Annotated in this window: 20 protein-coding genes and 1 riboswitch; of the genes, 13 read left to right on the top strand and 7 right to left on the bottom strand. The window is 46.4% G+C overall.

From position 1 onward, the window contains the following. Positions 1-91: 91 nt before the first annotated feature. From I592_RS14840 to larA, 6 genes are read right to left on the bottom strand one after another with little or no spacing between them, the layout of a single operon-like run. Complete coding sequence (locus I592_RS14840; protein ID WP_010779397.1) at positions 92-1,087, bottom strand: HoxN/HupN/NixA family nickel/cobalt transporter; 996 nt, start codon at positions 1,085-1,087, stop codon at positions 92-94. A 54-nt stretch (positions 1,088-1,141) separates the two neighbouring features. Next, a complete protein-coding gene (locus tag I592_RS14835; protein WP_010779398.1) occupies positions 1,142-1,864 on the bottom strand; it encodes an MIP/aquaporin family protein in 723 nt (240 codons plus the stop codon). A 6-nt stretch (positions 1,865-1,870) separates the two neighbouring features. Further along, positions 1,871-2,707, bottom strand: coding sequence for an ATP-dependent sacrificial sulfur transferase LarE (gene larE / locus I592_RS14830; RefSeq protein WP_010779399.1), 837 nt, complete (start codon positions 2,705-2,707; stop codon positions 1,871-1,873). A gap of 16 nt (positions 2,708-2,723) precedes the next feature. Further along, positions 2,724-3,956, bottom strand: a complete 1,233-nt coding sequence (larC, locus tag I592_RS14825; RefSeq protein WP_010779400.1) for a nickel pincer cofactor biosynthesis protein LarC — start codon at positions 3,954-3,956, stop codon at positions 2,724-2,726. Beyond that, positions 3,953-4,714, bottom strand: a complete 762-nt coding sequence (gene larB, locus I592_RS14820) for a nickel pincer cofactor biosynthesis protein LarB (protein ID WP_010779401.1) — start codon at positions 4,712-4,714, stop codon at positions 3,953-3,955. The genes larC and larB overlap by 4 nt, the downstream gene beginning before the upstream one ends. A 1-nt stretch (position 4,715) precedes the next feature. Next, complete coding sequence (gene larA, locus I592_RS14815; protein WP_010779402.1) at positions 4,716-5,999, bottom strand: nickel-dependent lactate racemase; 1,284 nt, start codon at positions 5,997-5,999, stop codon at positions 4,716-4,718. Between the two features lie 196 nt (positions 6,000-6,195). Between larA and I592_RS14810 the strand changes: the two genes are divergently transcribed. The 9 genes from I592_RS14810 to I592_RS14770 all read left to right on the top strand — a co-directional run bounded on the left by I592_RS14810 (position 6,196) and on the right by I592_RS14770 (position 14,897). Continuing rightward, the gene (locus I592_RS14810) at positions 6,196-6,882 is read left to right on the top strand and encodes a Crp/Fnr family transcriptional regulator (protein WP_010779403.1); all 687 of its coding nucleotides are present in this window, start codon (positions 6,196-6,198) and stop codon (positions 6,880-6,882) included. Positions 6,883-7,048: 166 nt separating this feature from the next. Beyond that, positions 7,049-7,642, top strand: a complete 594-nt coding sequence (locus tag I592_RS14805) for a helix-turn-helix domain-containing protein (RefSeq protein ID WP_010779404.1) — start codon at positions 7,049-7,051, stop codon at positions 7,640-7,642. Between the two features lie 112 nt (positions 7,643-7,754). Continuing rightward, positions 7,755-8,723 (top strand): tRNA dihydrouridine synthase, encoded by a 969-nt coding sequence (locus tag I592_RS14800; RefSeq protein ID WP_010779405.1) that lies wholly within the window; start codon positions 7,755-7,757, stop codon positions 8,721-8,723. 140 nt (positions 8,724-8,863) lie between these two features. Continuing rightward, complete coding sequence (locus tag I592_RS14795) at positions 8,864-9,364, top strand: macro domain-containing protein (RefSeq protein WP_010779406.1); 501 nt, start codon at positions 8,864-8,866, stop codon at positions 9,362-9,364. A gap of 75 nt (positions 9,365-9,439) precedes the next feature. Next, positions 9,440-9,823, top strand: a complete 384-nt coding sequence (locus tag I592_RS14790; RefSeq protein WP_010779407.1) for an ASCH domain-containing protein — start codon at positions 9,440-9,442, stop codon at positions 9,821-9,823. Positions 9,824-10,265: 442 nt separating this feature from the next. Continuing rightward, positions 10,266-10,835 (top strand): pilin N-terminal domain-containing protein, encoded by a 570-nt coding sequence (locus I592_RS14785; protein WP_010779408.1) that lies wholly within the window; start codon positions 10,266-10,268, stop codon positions 10,833-10,835. A gap of 104 nt (positions 10,836-10,939) precedes the next feature. Then, positions 10,940-12,556: a SpaH/EbpB family LPXTG-anchored major pilin gene (locus tag I592_RS14780; protein ID WP_010779409.1), complete on the top strand. Its 1,617-nt coding sequence runs from the start codon at positions 10,940-10,942 to the stop codon at positions 12,554-12,556. Positions 12,557-13,060: 504 nt separating this feature from the next. Continuing rightward, positions 13,061-14,584 carry an AcpB/EbpR/MafR family transcriptional regulator gene (locus I592_RS14775; RefSeq protein WP_010779410.1) on the top strand — a complete coding sequence of 508 codons (1,524 nt, stop codon included), beginning with the start codon at positions 13,061-13,063 and terminating at the stop codon, positions 14,582-14,584. A 19-nt stretch (positions 14,585-14,603) separates the two neighbouring features. Beyond that, positions 14,604-14,897 carry a nucleotide pyrophosphohydrolase gene (locus I592_RS14770; RefSeq protein WP_010779411.1) on the top strand — a complete coding sequence of 98 codons (294 nt, stop codon included), beginning with the start codon at positions 14,604-14,606 and terminating at the stop codon, positions 14,895-14,897. 34 nt (positions 14,898-14,931) lie between these two features. Here the strand turns inward: I592_RS14770 and gloA2 are convergent, their stop codons facing one another. Next, complete coding sequence (gene gloA2, locus I592_RS14765) at positions 14,932-15,321, bottom strand: SMU1112c/YaeR family gloxylase I-like metalloprotein (protein WP_010779412.1); 390 nt, start codon at positions 15,319-15,321, stop codon at positions 14,932-14,934. Between the two features lie 117 nt (positions 15,322-15,438). After that, a riboswitch (TPP riboswitch) is annotated at positions 15,439-15,528 on the top strand. 131 nt (positions 15,529-15,659) lie between these two features. Here gloA2 and thiW point away from each other — a divergent pair. From thiW to thiD, 4 genes are read left to right on the top strand one after another with little or no spacing between them, the layout of a single operon-like run. Then, positions 15,660-16,139, top strand: coding sequence for an energy coupling factor transporter S component ThiW (gene thiW / locus I592_RS14760; protein ID WP_044926606.1), 480 nt, complete (start codon positions 15,660-15,662; stop codon positions 16,137-16,139). Further along, complete coding sequence (thiM, locus tag I592_RS14755) at positions 16,136-16,954, top strand: hydroxyethylthiazole kinase (RefSeq protein WP_010779414.1); 819 nt, start codon at positions 16,136-16,138, stop codon at positions 16,952-16,954. Before thiW ends, thiM begins: the two co-directional genes overlap by 4 nt. After that, positions 16,933-17,574, top strand: a complete 642-nt coding sequence (thiE, locus tag I592_RS14750) for a thiamine phosphate synthase (protein ID WP_010779415.1) — start codon at positions 16,933-16,935, stop codon at positions 17,572-17,574. The genes thiM and thiE overlap by 22 nt, the downstream gene beginning before the upstream one ends. Next, positions 17,571-18,401 carry a bifunctional hydroxymethylpyrimidine kinase/phosphomethylpyrimidine kinase gene (gene thiD / locus I592_RS14745; RefSeq protein ID WP_010779416.1) on the top strand — a complete coding sequence of 277 codons (831 nt, stop codon included), beginning with the start codon at positions 17,571-17,573 and terminating at the stop codon, positions 18,399-18,401. The genes thiE and thiD overlap by 4 nt, the downstream gene beginning before the upstream one ends. The last annotated feature ends 67 nt before the right edge of the window (positions 18,402-18,468 follow it).

Below are 18,468 nucleotides of genomic sequence, written 5' to 3'. Positions count from 1 at the left end.
TAAGAACTTCCCTTCAAGCTAGGCGTAGTCCAATGACTAAGGCTTAGCTTGAAGGGAAGTTCTGTTTGTTTAATGAATACTTTTCAATTCATCACGCGTTCGCTTTTCTGACTTGCCACACAAAGTAGGAGCCGAGCCAGAGGGCAGCGAACAGAAGGATCATGTAGATTCCGGCTTTATTAAAATCGATCGTTGAGATCCAGAGCCCAAAGTTGTTGAGGGGTCCTAGGGTGCTGATTCCGACTTGCGCCAATTCGACTGCTCCGATCGTAAAGGCCACGATGATTGAGACAGAGGTGACGATCAGATTGTAGTTCATTTTACGTTCGGGCATGGCAAAGGCCCAATTGTATGCGCCGGACATCATGACGGAATCACTGGTATCCATGAGAGACATCCCTGCTGCGAACAATAACGGAAAGACCATGCTGTTCCAGCCTATCAGTGTGTGATTGTTTTCGGCAGAAAGAGAAATCAGACCGATCTCCGTAGCGGTATCAAAGCCTAAGCCGAATAGGAAACCGATGGGGTACATATGCCAGGCTTTCGTGACCATATGTAAAAAGGGCGTCAAAATTTTTGCCAGTATTCCTCTTGAATTTAAGAGATTTTCCACGTTTTCGTGTTCGAGTTGTTCGTCTGTTTTTTTCTTACGGATAGTTATCAGATGGATAAGAATGATCAAGTTATTGATAGCTAGAAAGAGTAAGAATGTTCCAGAGATGATGCCCCCTGCTGTTCCGCCCAATACTTTTAAGAAAGATAAATGCTCTTTAAAAAAATCAGCAGATAGATTAACTAAAAAAATAATGAGGAGCACCACGCTTGAGTGTCCCAAGGAAAAGTAGAAACCTACGCCGCAGGATTTTTGTTTCTGATGGATTAATTTTCTGACGGTATTATCGATCGCGGCAATATGATCGGCATCAAATGCGTGCCTCAGGCCCAATGTATAGGCGACAAGTCCTAAACCGATCAGAGAGGGTCTTTGTCTTGCGATCACCCATAGCCATGAGAACGTACAAAGATGCAGGGCTAAAATGGCTAAGTAATAAGGAGCAGAAGCGATCCCTATCTGTTTTTTCATGAGTATCTCCTTTCAGGAAAAGCAGTCCAGCGACAGGTGCCGGCTGAACGGCCTTTAGTTGACGATGAGTTTGTACAGCATCGTAGCAGTGATGGCACCGCAAATGGGCGCAAGGACTGGGACCCAGCTATAGTTGAATTGAGAGCTTCCTTTAAATTTAAAAGGCCACAAGGCGTGCAAAAGTCTGGGTCCTATATCTCTAGCGGGATTTAGTGCGGGTCCAGTAGGCCCGCCGAAAGAGATGACTAAACACATGACCAAGAACCCTAAGCCAAGAAAGTCGGCACGGGGGTCGATCGTGTCAGCCGTGATGAATAGTGCGCCGAATACTAATAAAAAAGTGCCGATGTATTCATTGATAAATCCGTTTAATTTACTGTTTGCGGCATCGATCGTTGCGAAGGTCGCTAAAATCGCTTCGGAATTTTCAGTCTGATCATAATAAGGCTTATAGGCGAAGACGACGAGCAACTGTCCTAAAATTGCACCGAGGACTTGCGCAAGAACGTAGGGCAGTACGTCTTTCCAAGGAAAGCTGCCGCTGACGGCTAAGGCGATGGTCATGGCTGGATTGATCTGGGCGCCAGATATGGCAGCGAACATGAGGGCAGGGATCATCACACCGATCCCGTACCCAAAACCAATCAAGATCCAGCCGCCTTGAAAGCCTTTTGTTCCACGTAGTTCAACATTTGCTACCGAACCATTTCCCAAAGCGACCATAATGGCTGTGCCCATCAGTTCGGTGAGGGAACGTATAAATAATGAGTCATGCATTTTTTTCTACCCCGCTAATATGGTTGATTTTTCTTCTTCTGAAAGTGTCTGATTCATTCGACCGCTGATAAAACCGTCAAGATCGACTGAAATATAGTCGTAGCCTAGTTCGCTTAATTTTTTAGTGATCGCGGCGCGTTGAGCCACCACTTGCGCGATAGCTTCTTCAGGGACTTCGATGCGGGCCAATTTTTTATGGACACGGACTCGTACCGTAGGAAATCCTAGTTCCTTTAAATATTTTTCAGCAGCTAAGACTTGCCGCAGCTTTTTGCTCGTCAATTTTGTATTGTAGGGAAAGCGTGAGGAAACTGAACATGAGGGGGCCTTGTTCCAGTTTTTCAAGCCTAAGAGTTGTGCGAGCTGGCGGACTTCGTCTTTGTAAAGGGTCGCTTGCTGCAAAATGGAGACCGCTCCTGCTTCATTCCTCGCGCGAAGACCTGGTCGGAAATCTGCGCCGTCATCCATGATGATGCCGTCAACTACAGCATTTGCCCCAAATTCTTCGGCGATTTCTGTCAGCTTGGTATAGAAGATTTTTTTCATGTAATACCACGAATCCGGCTGGTTGTTTTTGATATGCTCATCTGCTAAATAATCTAGTTGCACCCCCATCACCCGCGCACCCATTTCTTCGGCTAATTGAAGGGCTTCTTCGTATTCATCGTCCGCAAAAAATTCAGAGTCGGCAACGACAGCGAGAACATTTTCTTTGCCTAGTGTGTCGAGAGATTCCTTTAATGCGAGTGTCGAGTCGATCCCGCCGGAAAAACTAACGACGACTTTTTGATAATGGGATAAAATTGCTTGCAGCTTTTTTTCTTTTTCTTTTAATAAGGTCATTTGAAGGCTTCTTTCTTTATTCGTTCTTTTGAAGTTGTTCCATTAATTGATTTTTTACCTCAGTGATCGTGCACCTTTTTTCTTTGGCTAAGGCGAGAAGCTCGTCATGTTCAAAGGAAATCTTTGAAAAACCCTGATAAGACAAGTGTTTAACATGAACGTCGCCAAGAGCTGTTTTTTCTAAACGAACAGTTCGTTGCATGATTTTTCTGTCTAGCAGTTGTTGCCTAATGCCGATCGAAGAAGTCGTTTCAAATAAGATTTTGACCATTTCGTCGTTTTGGGCAGGGGCTGCTAAGAGACTCAGCTTGTAGGCAGGACGTCCTTTTTTCATGGTAATGGGTGCTGTCCAAACGTCTTTTGCTCCTTTTTCAAGCAGGAGCTGCATCACGTCGGATAATTCCTGTCCTGTAGCATCATCTAAATTCGTCTCGATCAACAACACATGATCTTGTTCGCGGGGGACTTGCTGATTGCTCAGTAAAGAATTACAGAGACAGCCTCTGAGGGCGTTCAAGCTGCCGGTCTCTCGCGTTCCAAACCCGTATCCGATCTTTTCGATCATCACATTTTCTGGGAGGGTGCCGAAGGTCTCTGCGGTGTGCTTGATCAGTCCAAATCCAGTTGGTGTAACCAGCTCAGTGAGGACATCTTCTCGCTGACGAAAAGGGACATTGCTATTCAGCCGCATCTGCATGACTGCGGGAACTGGAACGGGCATGACGCCGTGAGCCACGGTGATCGTCCCAGTTCCATCAACAAGAGTGCCGCAAAGGACGTGCTGGATTTGTAAAAGTTCTAACCCAATAAAAAAGCCGACGACGTCCACGATCGAATCGATCGCACCGACTTCATGGAAATGGATCTCATTGATCGTTTTTCCGTGGACACGCGCTTCCGCTGCTGCGATCTCTTCGAAGACGGCACAGGCGCTCTGTTTGATGGACGCACTCAGCTCTGAAGCATGGATAAGTCCTTCGATGGCCGCAAGATTTCTTCCGTGATGATGGATCATTTCCGCACCTTCATCAGGGTGATGCCCCTTGAACTCGTCGCTTAGCACGACTTCAAATAAATGCCCGTCAATCGCTGATTTTGTTGTTTTGGTCAGTGATAATTGGTATCCTGTCAGCTTTAGTTTGGCTAATTCGTGGGTGAAGTCCTCAACGTCCAGCCCAAGGTCAAACAAGGTCCCTAATAACATATTTCCGCTGACGCCTGAAAAGGGGTCAAGATAGAGAGTTTTCATTTCGCAGCCTCCGCTAAATGGTTGATTTTACTAGCCGCATATCCGGCACCGAAGCCGTTATCAATATTTACGACCGTGATACCTGTGGCACAGCTGTTGAGCATCGTGAGGAGTGCAGCCAAGCCATTGAAGGCTGTTCCGTAGCCTACACTTGTCGGTACTGCAATGATCGGCGTACTGACCAGTCCTCCAACCACGGAAGCCAGCGCTCCTTCCATTCCAGCAATCACGATCACCACTTGTGCCGCCCGGATTTGTTCAAGGCGAGCAAACAAGCGATGGATTCCTGCAACACCGACGTCATAGATTCTGTCTACGCTGTTTCCGAAGGCTTCTGCTGTAATCGCAGCTTCCTCAGCAACCTTCAGATCGGAGGTTCCTGCGGTGACTATGGCAATCTTTCCTTGTGTCTTCATTTGTGGATTTCTTTCCCACAGCAAGATTTCTGAAGCCGTATCGTAGTGCAGGTGGGGGAGTTTCGTTCTAACAGCCGCAGCTTTTTTCCCGTCGACTCTTGTGACTAGGATGTTGTTTTGTTCTCCTAGCATGGCTTCGACGATCCCGATGATTTGATCAGCGGTTTTTCCTTCCCCATAAACGATTTCAGGCATCCCTGTTCGCTGGCCTCTCTCCGTATCGATCTTGGCAAAGCCTAAATCAGTGAAGCCGTCGTTATGAATCGTTTCTGCCGCATCTTCCGGGCTTAGTTTTTGTTCCGAAACAAGCTTTAAGAGTTCTTTTATTTTTTCTGCGTCCATCTTAATGCCTTCCTTTGACGATGACGCCGAGTCCATCTGGAATAACGACGACCTTCGCTTCTTTTCCTTCACGATCGTAGGCCTTTTCTAGCGCATCCTCTAAGGATGTCGAAAGCGCCATGTGCATATCGGTGACTAATTGAGGATCAACGAGGTCAGACACCAAGATGACGTGATGGTTCACCAAAATACGAGCAAGGATCTGAGACGTCCATTGATCTGGGACGGTTTCTAGTCGCGGGGTGTGGATGGCTTTGTCGAGAAATTCCTTAGGATCGGCAACATCCGCAATATTATGATAGAAGCCTTCGCCGCCGTGTCCGTCTCGACAGCCGGCAACCATGATGATCGTTCCCCCCAGTTTATTTGTAGCTTCAGCGGAGGTCATGCCTTTTACTGCTTGATAGATGTTTTGATCAAGGGGATACCCGCCATTGGTAGAGATCGTGATGTCGGATTCGATCGCGTCGACTTGAGATAAGGAATCAACGAACACTGTGCCTTTTTTATGTGCTTTTTCCAAGTCGCCGGCGAAGGAGCCGATGATTTTCTTATCTTCGTCAAGAACGACGTTCAGGATAAAGGCTAAATGCGCCGTTTTGGCCGCGTAAGCCATGTCTTCATGGATCAAATTATGCTTGAGGTTCCCTGTCCGCGAATGTTTATCATTGATAAACTCGCCTGAATGATTGGCCATGATCGTTTTATAAGAAGAAATACCCGGTAAGACAGATTTTCTGCCGCCAGAAAAACCAGCGAAGAAGTGAGATTCAATAAATCCTTCTGACAGTAGTAAATCTGCCTCCATTGCCACTTTATTAATGATCAGATCACCGCCAGAAGGGAGTTTACCCAGGGTCACCATGTCTTCGTCTCGTTCGGAATAATGCATAACGATTTCTTCATGGGCAACGATGTCTTCGCCATATTTACTGATCAGCTCTTCTTTTGTGGAAGGTCTGTGGAAACCTGTGGCAACTAAAATTCGGATTCGTGCATCAGGAGCAACGGAACGAATGCGGCGTAAAAGAATCGGTGTGATGATCTTTGAAGGAACGGGTCTCGTGTGGTCGGAAGAAATAATGACGATGTTTTTCTTTCCCTTCGCCAGCTCTTCTAGTTTGGGAGAAGCGATAGGAAAATCTAAAGAGCGTTCGACTAGCTCCTCTTCTGAATACTCCGCACGGTAGGTAGCGGCTTGAGAAACGAGAGACCCCGCAAAACGGTCGTCTTCTATTTTTGCAGTTATTGTTTTGTTGTCGTAAGGAAGTGCTAATTCAATCATTTGTTCTTCATCCTCTTTCTATTTGGTACAAGACTTATGATAAGGCCCAAGAACGACGCTCACCTTGTTGATAGGCATTGTTTCTGAGCATTATCGAGAAGCATCGTCCTTTGACATTACCAAATGGTAAGAGGATATGATAAAATACAACAGATTCTTTCATTCATAAATGAAAGTAGGGATTGGAAGGAAAACTATGAATAATAAAGACATCGATTACCTCGTTAATTTTCTGGAAGATAAACAAATTCCGGTTATTACGAAGGACTATCATACGTATCTAACTTTTCACGGCTTGAAAGCGGCGAGTGTGTTCATCCTGAAGGAGGGCGTTATCAAAACGTCGGTCATTTTGCAGGATGGTCGAGAATTTAATATTTCCTACATCAATCAGCCAGACGTCATTTCACTGCTGCATGACGAAGCGCTTCAATATGATGAACAGCCCTTCAACGTACGGATCGAATCACCGACGGCTACTTTTTATCAGATCAATCGGGTGCAATTTTGGAAGTATGTCAACAACGATCCGTATCTTCAAAACTATGTAAAACAATATTACCGCCATCGCTTGTCTGAAAATTTTTCGCGTTTGCAGCGTTTGACCATGAATGGCAAATTAGGAGCGTTGGCGAGCTTTTTAAGAGATCTGGTCCTGAAATTTGGACGTGAATTAGACGGCGGATCAAAGATCTTGATTGATTTTGAGGTCACTAATGAGGATATTGCAGCATTTTGCGGTATCGCTACGTACGCAAGCGTCAGCAGAATGATGAAGAAGCTGAAGGAAGAGGGCGTGATCGCATTTACCAATAGTGACAACGGCAGACGAAGAATCATTGTCTGCAATGTCCAAAAATTGGATGATTATATCGCCTATTGAGAAATAGCCGCTCCGTTTGCAGAGAGCCCAGTAAAAATGAATAAACTTTAACGATGTAAACCTTCTGGTCATGGTAAAATTTAAGTACTCAACGCATGGTTGAGCTTAGTTTTCGCTATTTCAACAGAAGGTTTATTGTCTGTTTACACACTGGAGGGCTATAGTCATGGTAGAGATCGGAGCAAAAATCAGGGAATTAAGAGAAGTGAAAAAGATGTCACAGAAAGACTTGGCTGATTTTCTCAGCGTCACACCGCAGGCGGTTTCGAAATGGGAACGGAACAAGAGCTACCCCGATTTGGATATGCTGGTGAAGTTAAGTGATTTTTTTCAGGTGACGGCAGACGAACTGCTGGGAAATTCCAAACCGTCCTTTTTTGCCTCTTTCTTCTCTAAAACAAAGGGAGACGAGGAGATGGATAAATCGATCGAGATAAAACAGTATCCAGAAGGTGACGTACCGAAAGCGACAAAAGTGGAAAATGTCTCTAGTTTTTTACGAATCACGTTCGACACTGGTGAGATTCGCTATCTGAGGTCGCATTTGTACAAGGATATTGTTGATGTTTTTTCTCCTTGGCGCTGGAAACGCAAAGGGGGACTGTGGATGTTCGGCGGTCCGAAAGCTCACTATTGGTTGGGCTCAGAGTTTGAGATCAAGGAGACGGGGGAAGTCATCCTCAATGGGACGGATCATTACTCACCGGAGGAACTGTGGTACGACAGCAAAGAACATATCCATGAGATCAAGTACACTTAGTGGAAGCTGAGTGTATTTTTATTTTGTGATTTGTATTTTTGCTTCTTCCCGCAAACCTTAGTATAATAATGTTGTTTTGTATACATAGCGATAGTAGGAGGAAATCTACATAATGAAGAATAATTTTTGGGCGGAATTGCCGAAGCCCTTTTTTGTTTTAGCTCCGATGGAGGATGTGACGGACGTGGTCTTCCGTCATGTGGTGAAGGAAGCGGGCGCACCGGATGTATTTTTTACGGAATTTACGAATTCGGATAGTTTTTGTCACCCTGATGGGATCGAGAGCGTTCGCGGCAGGTTGATGTTTACAGAGGATGAGCAGCCGATGGTAGCGCATATCTGGGGAGACAAGCCTGAATTTTTCCGCGAGATGAGTCTTGCGATGGCGGAGATGGGCTTCAGCGGAATCGATATCAATATGGGCTGTCCGGTGCCGAATGTGGCGGAACGAGGAAAAGGCAGCGGCTTGATTTTGCGGCCAGAAGTGGCGGCGGAATTGATCCAAGCAGCAAAAGCTGGGGGATTGCCTGTAAGTGTGAAGACACGTCTTGGATTTACAGATACCGCGGAGATGACGGAGTGGATCAGTCATTTGCTGGAGCAGGACATCGCCAATCTTTCTGTTCATATGCGGACGCGCAAAGAGATGAGCAAGGTGGATGCGCATTGGGATCTGATTCCTGAGATCGTGAAACTGCGGGATGCGCTGGCACCGCAAACGCTGATCACGATCAATGGGGATATTTTGGATCGTCAGATGGGCTTGGAGCTGGCGGAAAAATATGGTGTAGATGGCCTGATGATCGGCCGTGGGATTTTTAAGAATCCTTATGCCTTTGAAAAGGAAGCTAAAGAACATTCTCCCGAAGAATTGATTGGACTGCTGCGTTTACAGCTTGATTTGCAAGACCGGTATGCGGAAAAAGTCCCTCGTTCGATCGTTGGCTTGCACCGATTCTTCAAAATTTATGTTAAAGGGTTTCCCGGTGCGAATGACTTACGCGTGCGCTTGATGAATACGAAATCGACGGCTGAAGTTCGTGAGATTTTAGACGCCTTTGAGCAGGCTGAACAGCACTAATGGAGGACTGCCTTCAAAGACACTTTTTCCCGTTGAGGAGAAGGTGTCTTTTTTTATGACAATGGTCTGAACGTTAACAGTTGCCCCGCAAGCCAGAAGGACTGTAGGATAGAAGGAGCAGAACAAAGGAGGAGAAGACGGTGATTCAAGTAGTAGTGGGAGATATCGCGCATTTGACCTTTCAAGTAGAAGCTATCGTCAATGCGGCGAATGCGGCTTTGATTCCCGGAGGCGGTGTGGATGGCGCATTGAACCGTGCTGCGGGACCGAATTTGAAAAAGGCGATGGGGGCGATTGGCGGAACACCGACAGGGACGGCGGTGATCACGCCAGCTTTTGAGCTGTCTGCGACGTATGTGATTCATGCGGTTGGCCCGCGTTATCAGGATGGCGAACACGAGGAAGAAAAGTTGCTTTACAGTGCCTACGAAGCGGTCTATCAGCTAGCGCAGGAATACAAGCTCGAGAGCCTTGCAGTGCCCGTGTTGAGTGCAGGGATCTATGGTTATCCAAAAAAAGCAGCGGCGCGGGTGCTTTATGAAGTAGCGGGACGCCCTGAAAATCAAGGGATCGCTACGACCATTGTTGTCTTTGAGGAATCGTGGCTGGAAATTTTCGCGGCGCTCCAACAGGGCAGCTGATGGAACTGGGGATTTTTTCTTGGTGTTCAAATAAGTGATAAAATAAGGATAAATAAGAAAAGTGAGGCGAATCATTTGAAAGCTATTTCGATTCATCCTGAGCCGGTCATGGACATTCTTTCTGGGAAGAAAACCGAGGAATACCGTTCGTGGTCTACGCATCATCGCGGTCCGTTATTGATCTGCTCAACAGCCATCAAAACACCTGGATGTATCTCTGGTCATGCTGTCTGTATCGTTGATCTGGTCGCTGTAAAGGAAACGCCCCATTCCTATGCGTGGGTGTTTGAAAATGTGCGCTGCATCAAGCCTTTTCCTATCAAAGGTCAGCGTCGTCTGTACCATGTTCCTGATGATCGAATCGTCGAACCTGAAAAGGGCGAGTTTGTGATTGAGGATGGAGAACGGGTCGTTACGGACGAATTTTGGGAGAAATACTACGTAAATTTGATCAATTAAGCCTGTCTAAAACACCTCCCCTAATAACGAACAAGCAAATGTAATCGCTGTTATAACGGGGAGAATAGCCGTTTTTGAAAACACTCATTGAGGAAATGAGTGTTTTTATTTTGTCTAAACAAGCGATTTAAAAAAACTTAATTCGTAATTAAAAATAATAAAAAAAGGTTTATAACGGATTCTTTCCAATATTAGTGATAAATGCCTTTAAACAAACGGTTTTAAATCTTTAAAAATAACTACGATTGATTTTTTTGTGAAAAAGCACGTAGAAAAGAAGTTGTTTAAAATATTATTTGTGCAGGTGGGGAAGGTCATTCCGTTGAAAAATAAAAATTCTGAGCGTTCAGTTTTTGCTGGGGAAAGTTCTTCTATATAAAGGGAAAATTCGTTGAAACGGTGGCGCAGGCAGTGAAGGAAGAATAGAGAGAGGGGCTCGTACTTGAAAAAATTAAGTCTTATCTGTTTAATGATCGTCTATTTTTTTTATGGGAATTCGGCCTTTGCTTCGGAAGCCGCCGTTTCGGTGTCGATCGATACGAAGCGCGCTGGAGAATTCGTTGCTGGAACGGAAGCGCTCACCTTTGATGTGTACGATCTGACCGAGTGGTGTCAAAAAAACAATCAAAGCGAAAAGAAGAGCAAGCAATTTTGGCTGGATCAGTATCAAAATAAACAACAATTCCAACGGGTCATCCAACAGGCGGCGTTAACCAAAGTAAATGAGCGCCCTTTAGCTGTTGGCTCTGACGGGCTTATGCAAGCAGCGCTTCCTTATCATCAGCAAGGGAAGCCAGCCGTTTATTTATTTTCAGCTTTGGGGGAAACGGGGAACCAAGAGTTTCTGCCACTGGTTTTGTTTCTGCCACTGGTTTTGTTTCTGCCGACAGAGTATCCGACGGCAACGGTGTATCTGTATGGAAAATACCAAACGACCGCAGGGACAGGAGAGCTGATCAAGGAATCACCCAATCATGGGAATAAGCCATCAACAAAAACATCATTGCCTTAAACAAATGAGCGTCCTAGTAATTTTCTGTATAGCGGAATTTTGCTAGCTCTAGCTGGGGGCGGTGGTCTGGCTTATCAAAAACAAAAAAACAGGAGGAAAAATGAATGAAAAGTAAGAAGATAGTTCGGGTTGTCGCAGCGATCGTGTGTCTGCTTCCGCTGATCGCCGGAGTGTTTGGGTTTGGGGGCGCCGTACAGGCCGCTGCTGAAGAAAAAGTGGATGTCACACTTCACAAGAAAAAAATGGACCAATTCCCAACGAATCCAGTAGAGAATACAGGGAAGGAAATGGCCGAATTTGAGCAATACGAAGGTCTGGCTGAAGTCACCTTTGAGGCGTGGGACATCACCACTGATTTTTACACACAATTGAATAAACTCGTAGCGCCGAATGCGTCGAAGGACGTATACGAGGCGGCTGTGAAGGATTTAATGAAGAACTTTAAATTGAACAAGGACGCAGCTGTATCAAAGGGTTCTGAAACTACGGATGAATTGGGCTTGGCTACTTTTGCTGATTTGGATAAGCGGACAACAGAGGGAACGTACAAGGTCTACCTGTTTGAAGAAACCGACAGTAAAGGCGCGACGGCTTCGGCGGTACCATTGATTTTAGTATTACCTGTTGTCGATGAAGCGGGTGAGAATACGGATATCCATTTGTATCCAAAAAACAAGATCAAAGGTGAGATCGACAAAGAGCTTGTGGACGAAGACGGGAAGGAACTGACGGGAAAAGATCGCTACGATTATGAAGTAGGCAAAAAAATCTACTACCATGCGAGCTTTACGATCCCGAGCCAAATTGGTGAGATTCTTGACTCAGAGGGCAGTTTGCAGACACGTTACACGAAATTGCAATTCAAGGATGAGGTGTCACAAAATGGCGTGAAATTTGAAGGGATCGAACGAATCTCGATCGCGGATAAAACAGACGATATCAAAGCGGCCTTCCTCTCTCACGGAACAGCGAGCTATACGAGCACTGCGGCTCCTTACAATGAAAAAGCAGGATTCACGATCGATATGAATTTGTCTGACGCGAAAAGCGATGGAGATGCTGCCAAGTTTGCTTCATCGAAGGAGACAGCGGAGTATCTGAAGCCCTTTGGCGGAAAGACACTGCATATTTATTACGCGATCTCCTTTACGGATAAAACGCCTGTCGACGTTGACATCAATAATAACTTCTCCGTTGAGCTGACCCATGATGGACAAACAGAAACGGACGACCATACAACCGTACCGCCTGTCGTTACTGGCGGTAAGAAATTCATGAAGCATGAATCCGAAAAAGAGAAGCAAGGATTGGATGGCGCTAAATTCGTTGTTATCAAAAAAGTAGATGGAAAAGACTACTATTTAACGAATAAAAATGACCAAATGATTTGGACAGAAGTTGGAGAAACAGAAGATTTCGCGACAGCGACACACTATACGTCCGAAAATGGCGGACATCTGCAAGTGTCGGGTCTAGCGTTTGGTACCTACTATTTACGTGAGATCGAGGCACCGAAAGGCTTCCAATTGTTGGAGACGGATAAGGAGTTCATTGTAGAGAAAGGGTCCTTTGACGATGCAGCGACCTTGCCGATCGCCAACGTGTCAAAAGGCGGCTTCTTGCCTTCAACAGGTGGAACAGGGATCATTGCCTTTTTAGTGATCGGAGCAGCATTGATGACAGGGGCATTTATCAAGTATCGCCAGATAAATCACGCATAAAACCAATAAAGACGAAAAAACAAGAGCGAAACGGTTCTTGTTTTTTTGTTTTTTGAAAAAAAATGGATAAGAAGAAAAAATGATTTTTAAGGTGAAAGTTGGTTGGTAATTGCTCATTTTTCATAGAAAATACAATTAATTTAAGAATATTAATCTACTTTTTTGCTGTTTTAGCGGGTGTTTAGGCACCCGTTTTTCAGCGTTCAGAAAAAGGTCATTTTGAAATCATATATTTTGAATAATTTTGACCGAAAATTGCTTTTATCGTTTTTTTATACTATTATTTGTGAATAACACAAAAATATTTCTTGTATTTTCTCTTTCTGATATTGGGAAAACGGACTATTTTTGAGAAAATAGCCTTGAATCAATCTATTAATAAAGGAGGATTCCAATTTTTTAGCAAAAGAGTAAAAATCCTAAACGGGCTGTCTAAAGCAGTATCCAATAAGGGGAAACGCAGGATTTTACTTGTGAAGACATTCTTTTGAGAGGAGAATGATCATGGATTTTCGTGGGGTTTTAGGGACAAGCAACAAACGACGATTGGCGTTGCTGGAGCAGCTTTATTATCGTCGGGAAGGGTGGTCGAGTGATCAGCTTTTGAGTGAATTGAATTGTTCGCTGCCGATCTTGTTGAATGACATCGAGATGATCAACGAGGAGTACCCCAGTTTCCAGATTACGAAAACGAAGGGACTTTATCGGCTAGAGGTGGACAAGAAAGTCAGTTTGGGAAATTTGTATGCCAATATTTTGAACACGAGCCCTGAATTTCAGATCATCGAGGAATTGCTGTATGAGGAATGTGAAAATATCACGGCTTTAGGGAAAAAGCTGTACCTTAGCTCCTCAAACACGCAGCGTTATCTTAAAAAGATCGAAGAGGCGTTGTCAGAGGCGGGGATAGAATTGTGCTACCGACCCTTGCGCGTCGAGGGAAATGAAGGGGAGATCCGAAATTTTTATTACCGCTTTTACAGTGAACGGCAAGATGCGTTTGAAAGCACACTGCCGAAGCTGCCTGCGAAGCACTATCACGTGATCGAGCAGTACGTACAGGAATTTGTTTCGATCAATCAGATCCACGAAAAGTACGTCTTTCAAAAGCGCTTGATCTACAATTTCTATATCAGTATCTGGCGGGTCAAAAATGGTCATCGGTATCCGGTCGATCACTTGCGGACAGAAGGCTTGGAGTTGCCGAAAGGCCCGTATTATCAGCACTTGAAGCAGGCGGTCCATGAGGGCGCGGAGGTCGAGCTGTCGCCGGAGCTGGTTCGCGACGGGCTGTGGCTGCTCTTTTCGGATTCGGTCGTATTCAGCAGTCCTCATCGTGCGCTTGCAATGTCAGACAATGAAAAGTATCAGCAATTATTCAGTCGTCACTATGAATTGGTGGGGGCGTACAACAAAATGCTAGGGTACCGCTTGGACAAGCAAAGTCGGATCAATCTGGCGACCGTCTTGTCGAACGAATTTTACCTTTATGATCCGGCAGGTCAGTATGTTTGCTTGCTATGGCGCAATCGAACGGTGTTTTTAACAGAGGTATCGAAGGTTTATAGTCGCGGCGTGGAACGGGTAAAGGAACTTGTTCAGCGATTTACGGAAAAATACCAGATGTATCAAGAAGAAGATTTTTTGCGGAACTATACATACTTATTGGTGACGACAGAAGAGCGAAGCATGGAATGGCTGGCGAACCAAGAGCCGTTGCTGCAGGTGCTGCTGCTGTCTGATCTAACGCCAACTGAGGAAAGCTTTTTGGCCAAGCAAATTTCAGACGCTATATATGGAAATTTTATCATTCTGCATTTTGAAACATTATCCGGGGGAAACCCGCAGCTGCGCAATGAATTGAAAAATTATGATTGTTTGATCACGACGGGTTCGGCGGAAGGGTTGCCCCAGGACTATCCAGTGGTAGTGATCGATCCCTTTTTAACAAGGCAGAGTACGCGGTGGATACAGGAGATGATCACCGAGCTGGAGGAAAAACGAAGCCTTCTTTCTGTGATAGAATAGAAGCGAAAGAAGGTCGACTATGAACAGTATGGAGAAAATCAATCAATTTCGCGATGATCGCAATTGGCGCCCGTTCCATAATGAAAAGGATCTCGCGCTGTCTATCTGCTTAGAAGCAGCCGAATTATTGGAGCTGTTTCAATGGAAGGATTCTGAAGAAGCCCGGACCCAAACTGAGCGGCTGAAAGAGGAATTGGCAGATGTGCTGATCTATTCTTATATGATGGCGGACAATCTAGACTTTGATATTGACGAGATCATCAGCGAAAAATTAAAGAAAAACGCGATCAAATACCCAGTGGAGAACGCGTAAAAAAGAGGTGCCCGTATGCAGCGGCACCTCTTTTTTATTCATGCAATTCTAGCGGCAGACCGTCAGGATCAAAGAAGAAGGTCATTTTCTCGCCAGTGAAATCATCGGTGCGCAACGGTTCGCAGACGACCCCTTCACTAGCCAAATAGGCCACTGTCGCTTCGATGTCCTCGGTTTTGAAGGCAAGATGACGCAAGCCGGCCGCTTCTGGGAAGCTTGGGCGGTTCGGCGGATCTTGGACAGCAAAAAGCTCCAATTCCGCGTCCTTCAATTGCAGATCCAGCTTGTAGTCGTGCCGTTCAGGCCGGTAATGTTCCCGCAGGATCGGCAGACCGAGAATATCGACGTAAAAATGGCGGGCTTTTTGATAATCGGACACAATGATCGCCACGTGATGGATCGCAGAAAAATCGGGTTTCGACATAGGCGTCTCCTTTCTTTTTTCGTTGGCTATAAGCGTCGCTTCGACGTGCTCGAAGGCTTCCTTTCCATTATAAGCTAGTTGCTTTAAAAAAAGTATGTTATACTCTAACCAATTGAAGAGAAACATTTGGGGTGCTGTATTGCTGAGATTATACCCATGGAACCTGATGCAGTTAAGACTGTCGCAGGGAAATGTAGCGAATTTACGACGTGCACCCGACCATTTTCTTTTGGTTGGGTTTTTCTGTCTTTTTGTACACCCTCCTTTTGTTTCTTGAAAAAAGGAGGGTATTTGCCGTGGAAAAAAATAAAATCCATAAATTGACGCTTTTAGCATTGATGATCGCACTAGATGTCGTCTTATCACCGTTGATGCGGATCGAGGGCATGGCGCCGATGTCCAGTGTGATGAACATCCTCGCGGGTGTTTTATTGGGACCCTTTTATGGCACTATGATGGCGCTGGTATGCGGATTGATTCGCATGACGCTGTTGGGGATTCCCCCTTTAGCGCTGACAGGGGCGGTATTTGGGGCGTTCTTTGCTGGGGTGTTTTATCGTTTCGGAAAAAAGGTGTATTGGTCGATGCTGGGGGAAATAGTTGGCACCGGAATCATAGGCTCGCTGCTGTCGTATCCCGTAATGGTCTGTTTCACGGGCAGTCAGAGCGACTTGTACTGGCTGATCTACACGCCGAGGTTTTTAGGCGCGACGGTGATCGGCGCTGCGATCGCCTTTGTTGTACTGGTGAAGTTAAAGGAGACAACGATTTTCAAACGGTGGCAGCGGTTATTTGCCAATGAAAGGATGATTGGATGATCAAACGAAAAGTCTCAAACGTATTTCCTTTGAAGCGTGCTCCGTTAGTCCATTGTATTACCAATGAGGTCACCTGTGAGACGGTGGCGAATGCGCTGCTTTATGTGGGAGCGAAACCGATCATGGCGGCTGATCCAAGAGAGTTTGACGCCTTGTTTCAGCAGACGGACAGTCTGCTGCTGAACATAGGACATTTGTCGGAGCAGCGCGCAGCAAGTCTGACGGCGGCAGCGGCAAGTGCAAGAAAGCAGGAAAAACCGACCGTCGTGGACCTTGTGGGCTTTGGCATCAGCGAGCTGCGGAATGGTGTCGGGCAGCAGCTAGTTGCAGAAAACCCAACGGTCGTAAAGGGCAATATTTCGGAGCTGCGAAACTTTTGCCAGCTTCCAAGCCATGCCCGCGGAGTGGATGGCAGCGCGCTGGATCAAGGAGAAGAAGCGTTAGAAGAATTGGTCGAAGCGTTGCAGCGAGCGACGAAAGCGTACCCGCAAACCACTTTCTTGGCGACTGGTAGTCAAGACATTCTCGTGGATCAACAACGAACGTGGCGGTTGACGAACGGAGTCCCTGAACTGGATCGGTTTACGGGCACGGGGGACGTGGTGGGGGCGTTGATCGCGGCTTTGTTGGGAAGCGGTGTGGACACGCCTGAAGCCGTCATCGCAGCGGTCAGTTACTTCAATCTTTGCGGAGAGCAGGCAGCCGATGGGAAGGGCTTAGCTGCTTTTCGACAGGAAACACTGAACCAGCTTTCATTACAAATGGAAAAAGAATGGTGGAGGGAGATCAAAGGATGGGAAAAGCAATGGATCTAACGTTGTACTTGGTGACTGGGCATTATGATTTCAGCGACACGAAATTTTTAGCGGTGGTGGAAGAGGCCTGTAAGAATGGCGTGACTCTTGTTCAATTGCGGGAGAAGGAGTTGCTGACGGGGGCATTTTATGACCTGGCGTTAAAGGTCAAAGCAATCACCGACGCGTATCAGGTTCCGTTGATCATCAACGATCGGGTGGATATTTGTCTAGCCGTTGACGCAGCGGGGGTACACATCGGAGATGACGAGCTGCCGGTGGCGGTCGTTCGATCGCTGATCGGTCCGGAAAAAATCTTAGGTGTTTCAGCGAAGACGGTGGCGCGGGGAGTGGAGGCGGAACAGGCAGGCGCAGATTATTTAGGGATCGGGGCGATTTTTCCAACGAAGACCAAGGAGACGCCGCTGACGGGATTGGAAACAGTGAAAGCGATCAATGACGCAACGACGATCCCAAGTGTGGCGATCGGCGGGATCAAGGAAGGCAATTTGGCGGCTGTTGGCGGAACAGGGGTCGCGGGCGTCTCCATCGTAAGCGACATTATGTTAGCGGAGGCTGTCGGACAGAAAGTCCGTCGTCTGAAACAAAAAATCACGGATGTATTGGAGGAAGAAAAATGATCAATGCAACACCGCAAGTCGTAACGATCGCCGGTTCGGATTCTGGCGGCGGCGCAGGCGTGCAGGCAGACCTTAAAACCTTTCAAGCCCGCAACGCCTTCGGGATGAGCATCTTCGTGGCTCTGACCGCGCAAAATACGTATGGCGTACAAAACAGCATGGCGATCCCAAGTGCGTTTATCGAAGATCAATTTGATTCATTGGCGGCAGATTTTGCGATCGGTGCCGCGAAGACAGGGATGTTAGCGGATGTGGAACGGGTGGAGACCGTCGTAAAAAAACTGAAGCAAGTCGATTTTGGTCCCTTGATCGTTGACCCGGTGATGGTGGCAAAAGGCGGCCATCATTTGCTGCAAAGCGATGCGGTAAAAACGATCAATGAACAATTATTGCCGCTGGCGACGATCGTGACGCCGAACTTGCCTGAGGCAGAGGTGATCATTGGTGAACGGATCGTGACCGATCAGGAAATGGTTGCTGCTGCGAAGAAGCTGCAGGCTTTCGGGACGGAGAATGTCGTCGTCAAGGGTGGTCATAGCCAGAAGAAAGAAGCGGCGGATTTTGTTCTGCTGGCATCGGGAGACGCCTTTTGGATGAGTGCACCAAGGGTGGAAACAGCGAGCACCCACGGCACAGGGGATACCTTCTCCGCCTGTATCGCGGCAGAACTTGCAAAGGGGACGGAGCTGAAGGAAGCGATCCTCATCGGAAAGAGATTTATTCAGGCGGCCATTCGTCAGCCGATTTTTGTCGGACACGGTCATGGCCCAACGAATCATTGGGCGGAAATCACAGAATCTATTTCAATTCAGGACGCCCTTGTTTAGAAAAAGGACTATCTTAGTAAAGGCCTGTTGTCAGAACGTTTCTGGCAACGGGCTTTTTTTATTCCTG

It is taken from the genome of Enterococcus gilvus ATCC BAA-350 (assembly GCF_000407545.1).
Lineage (GTDB): Bacteria > Bacillota > Bacilli > Lactobacillales > Enterococcaceae > Enterococcus_A > Enterococcus_A gilvus.
Note: the sequence above shows the minus strand (reverse complement) of the source record. Positions and strands in the feature narration are given on the sequence as shown.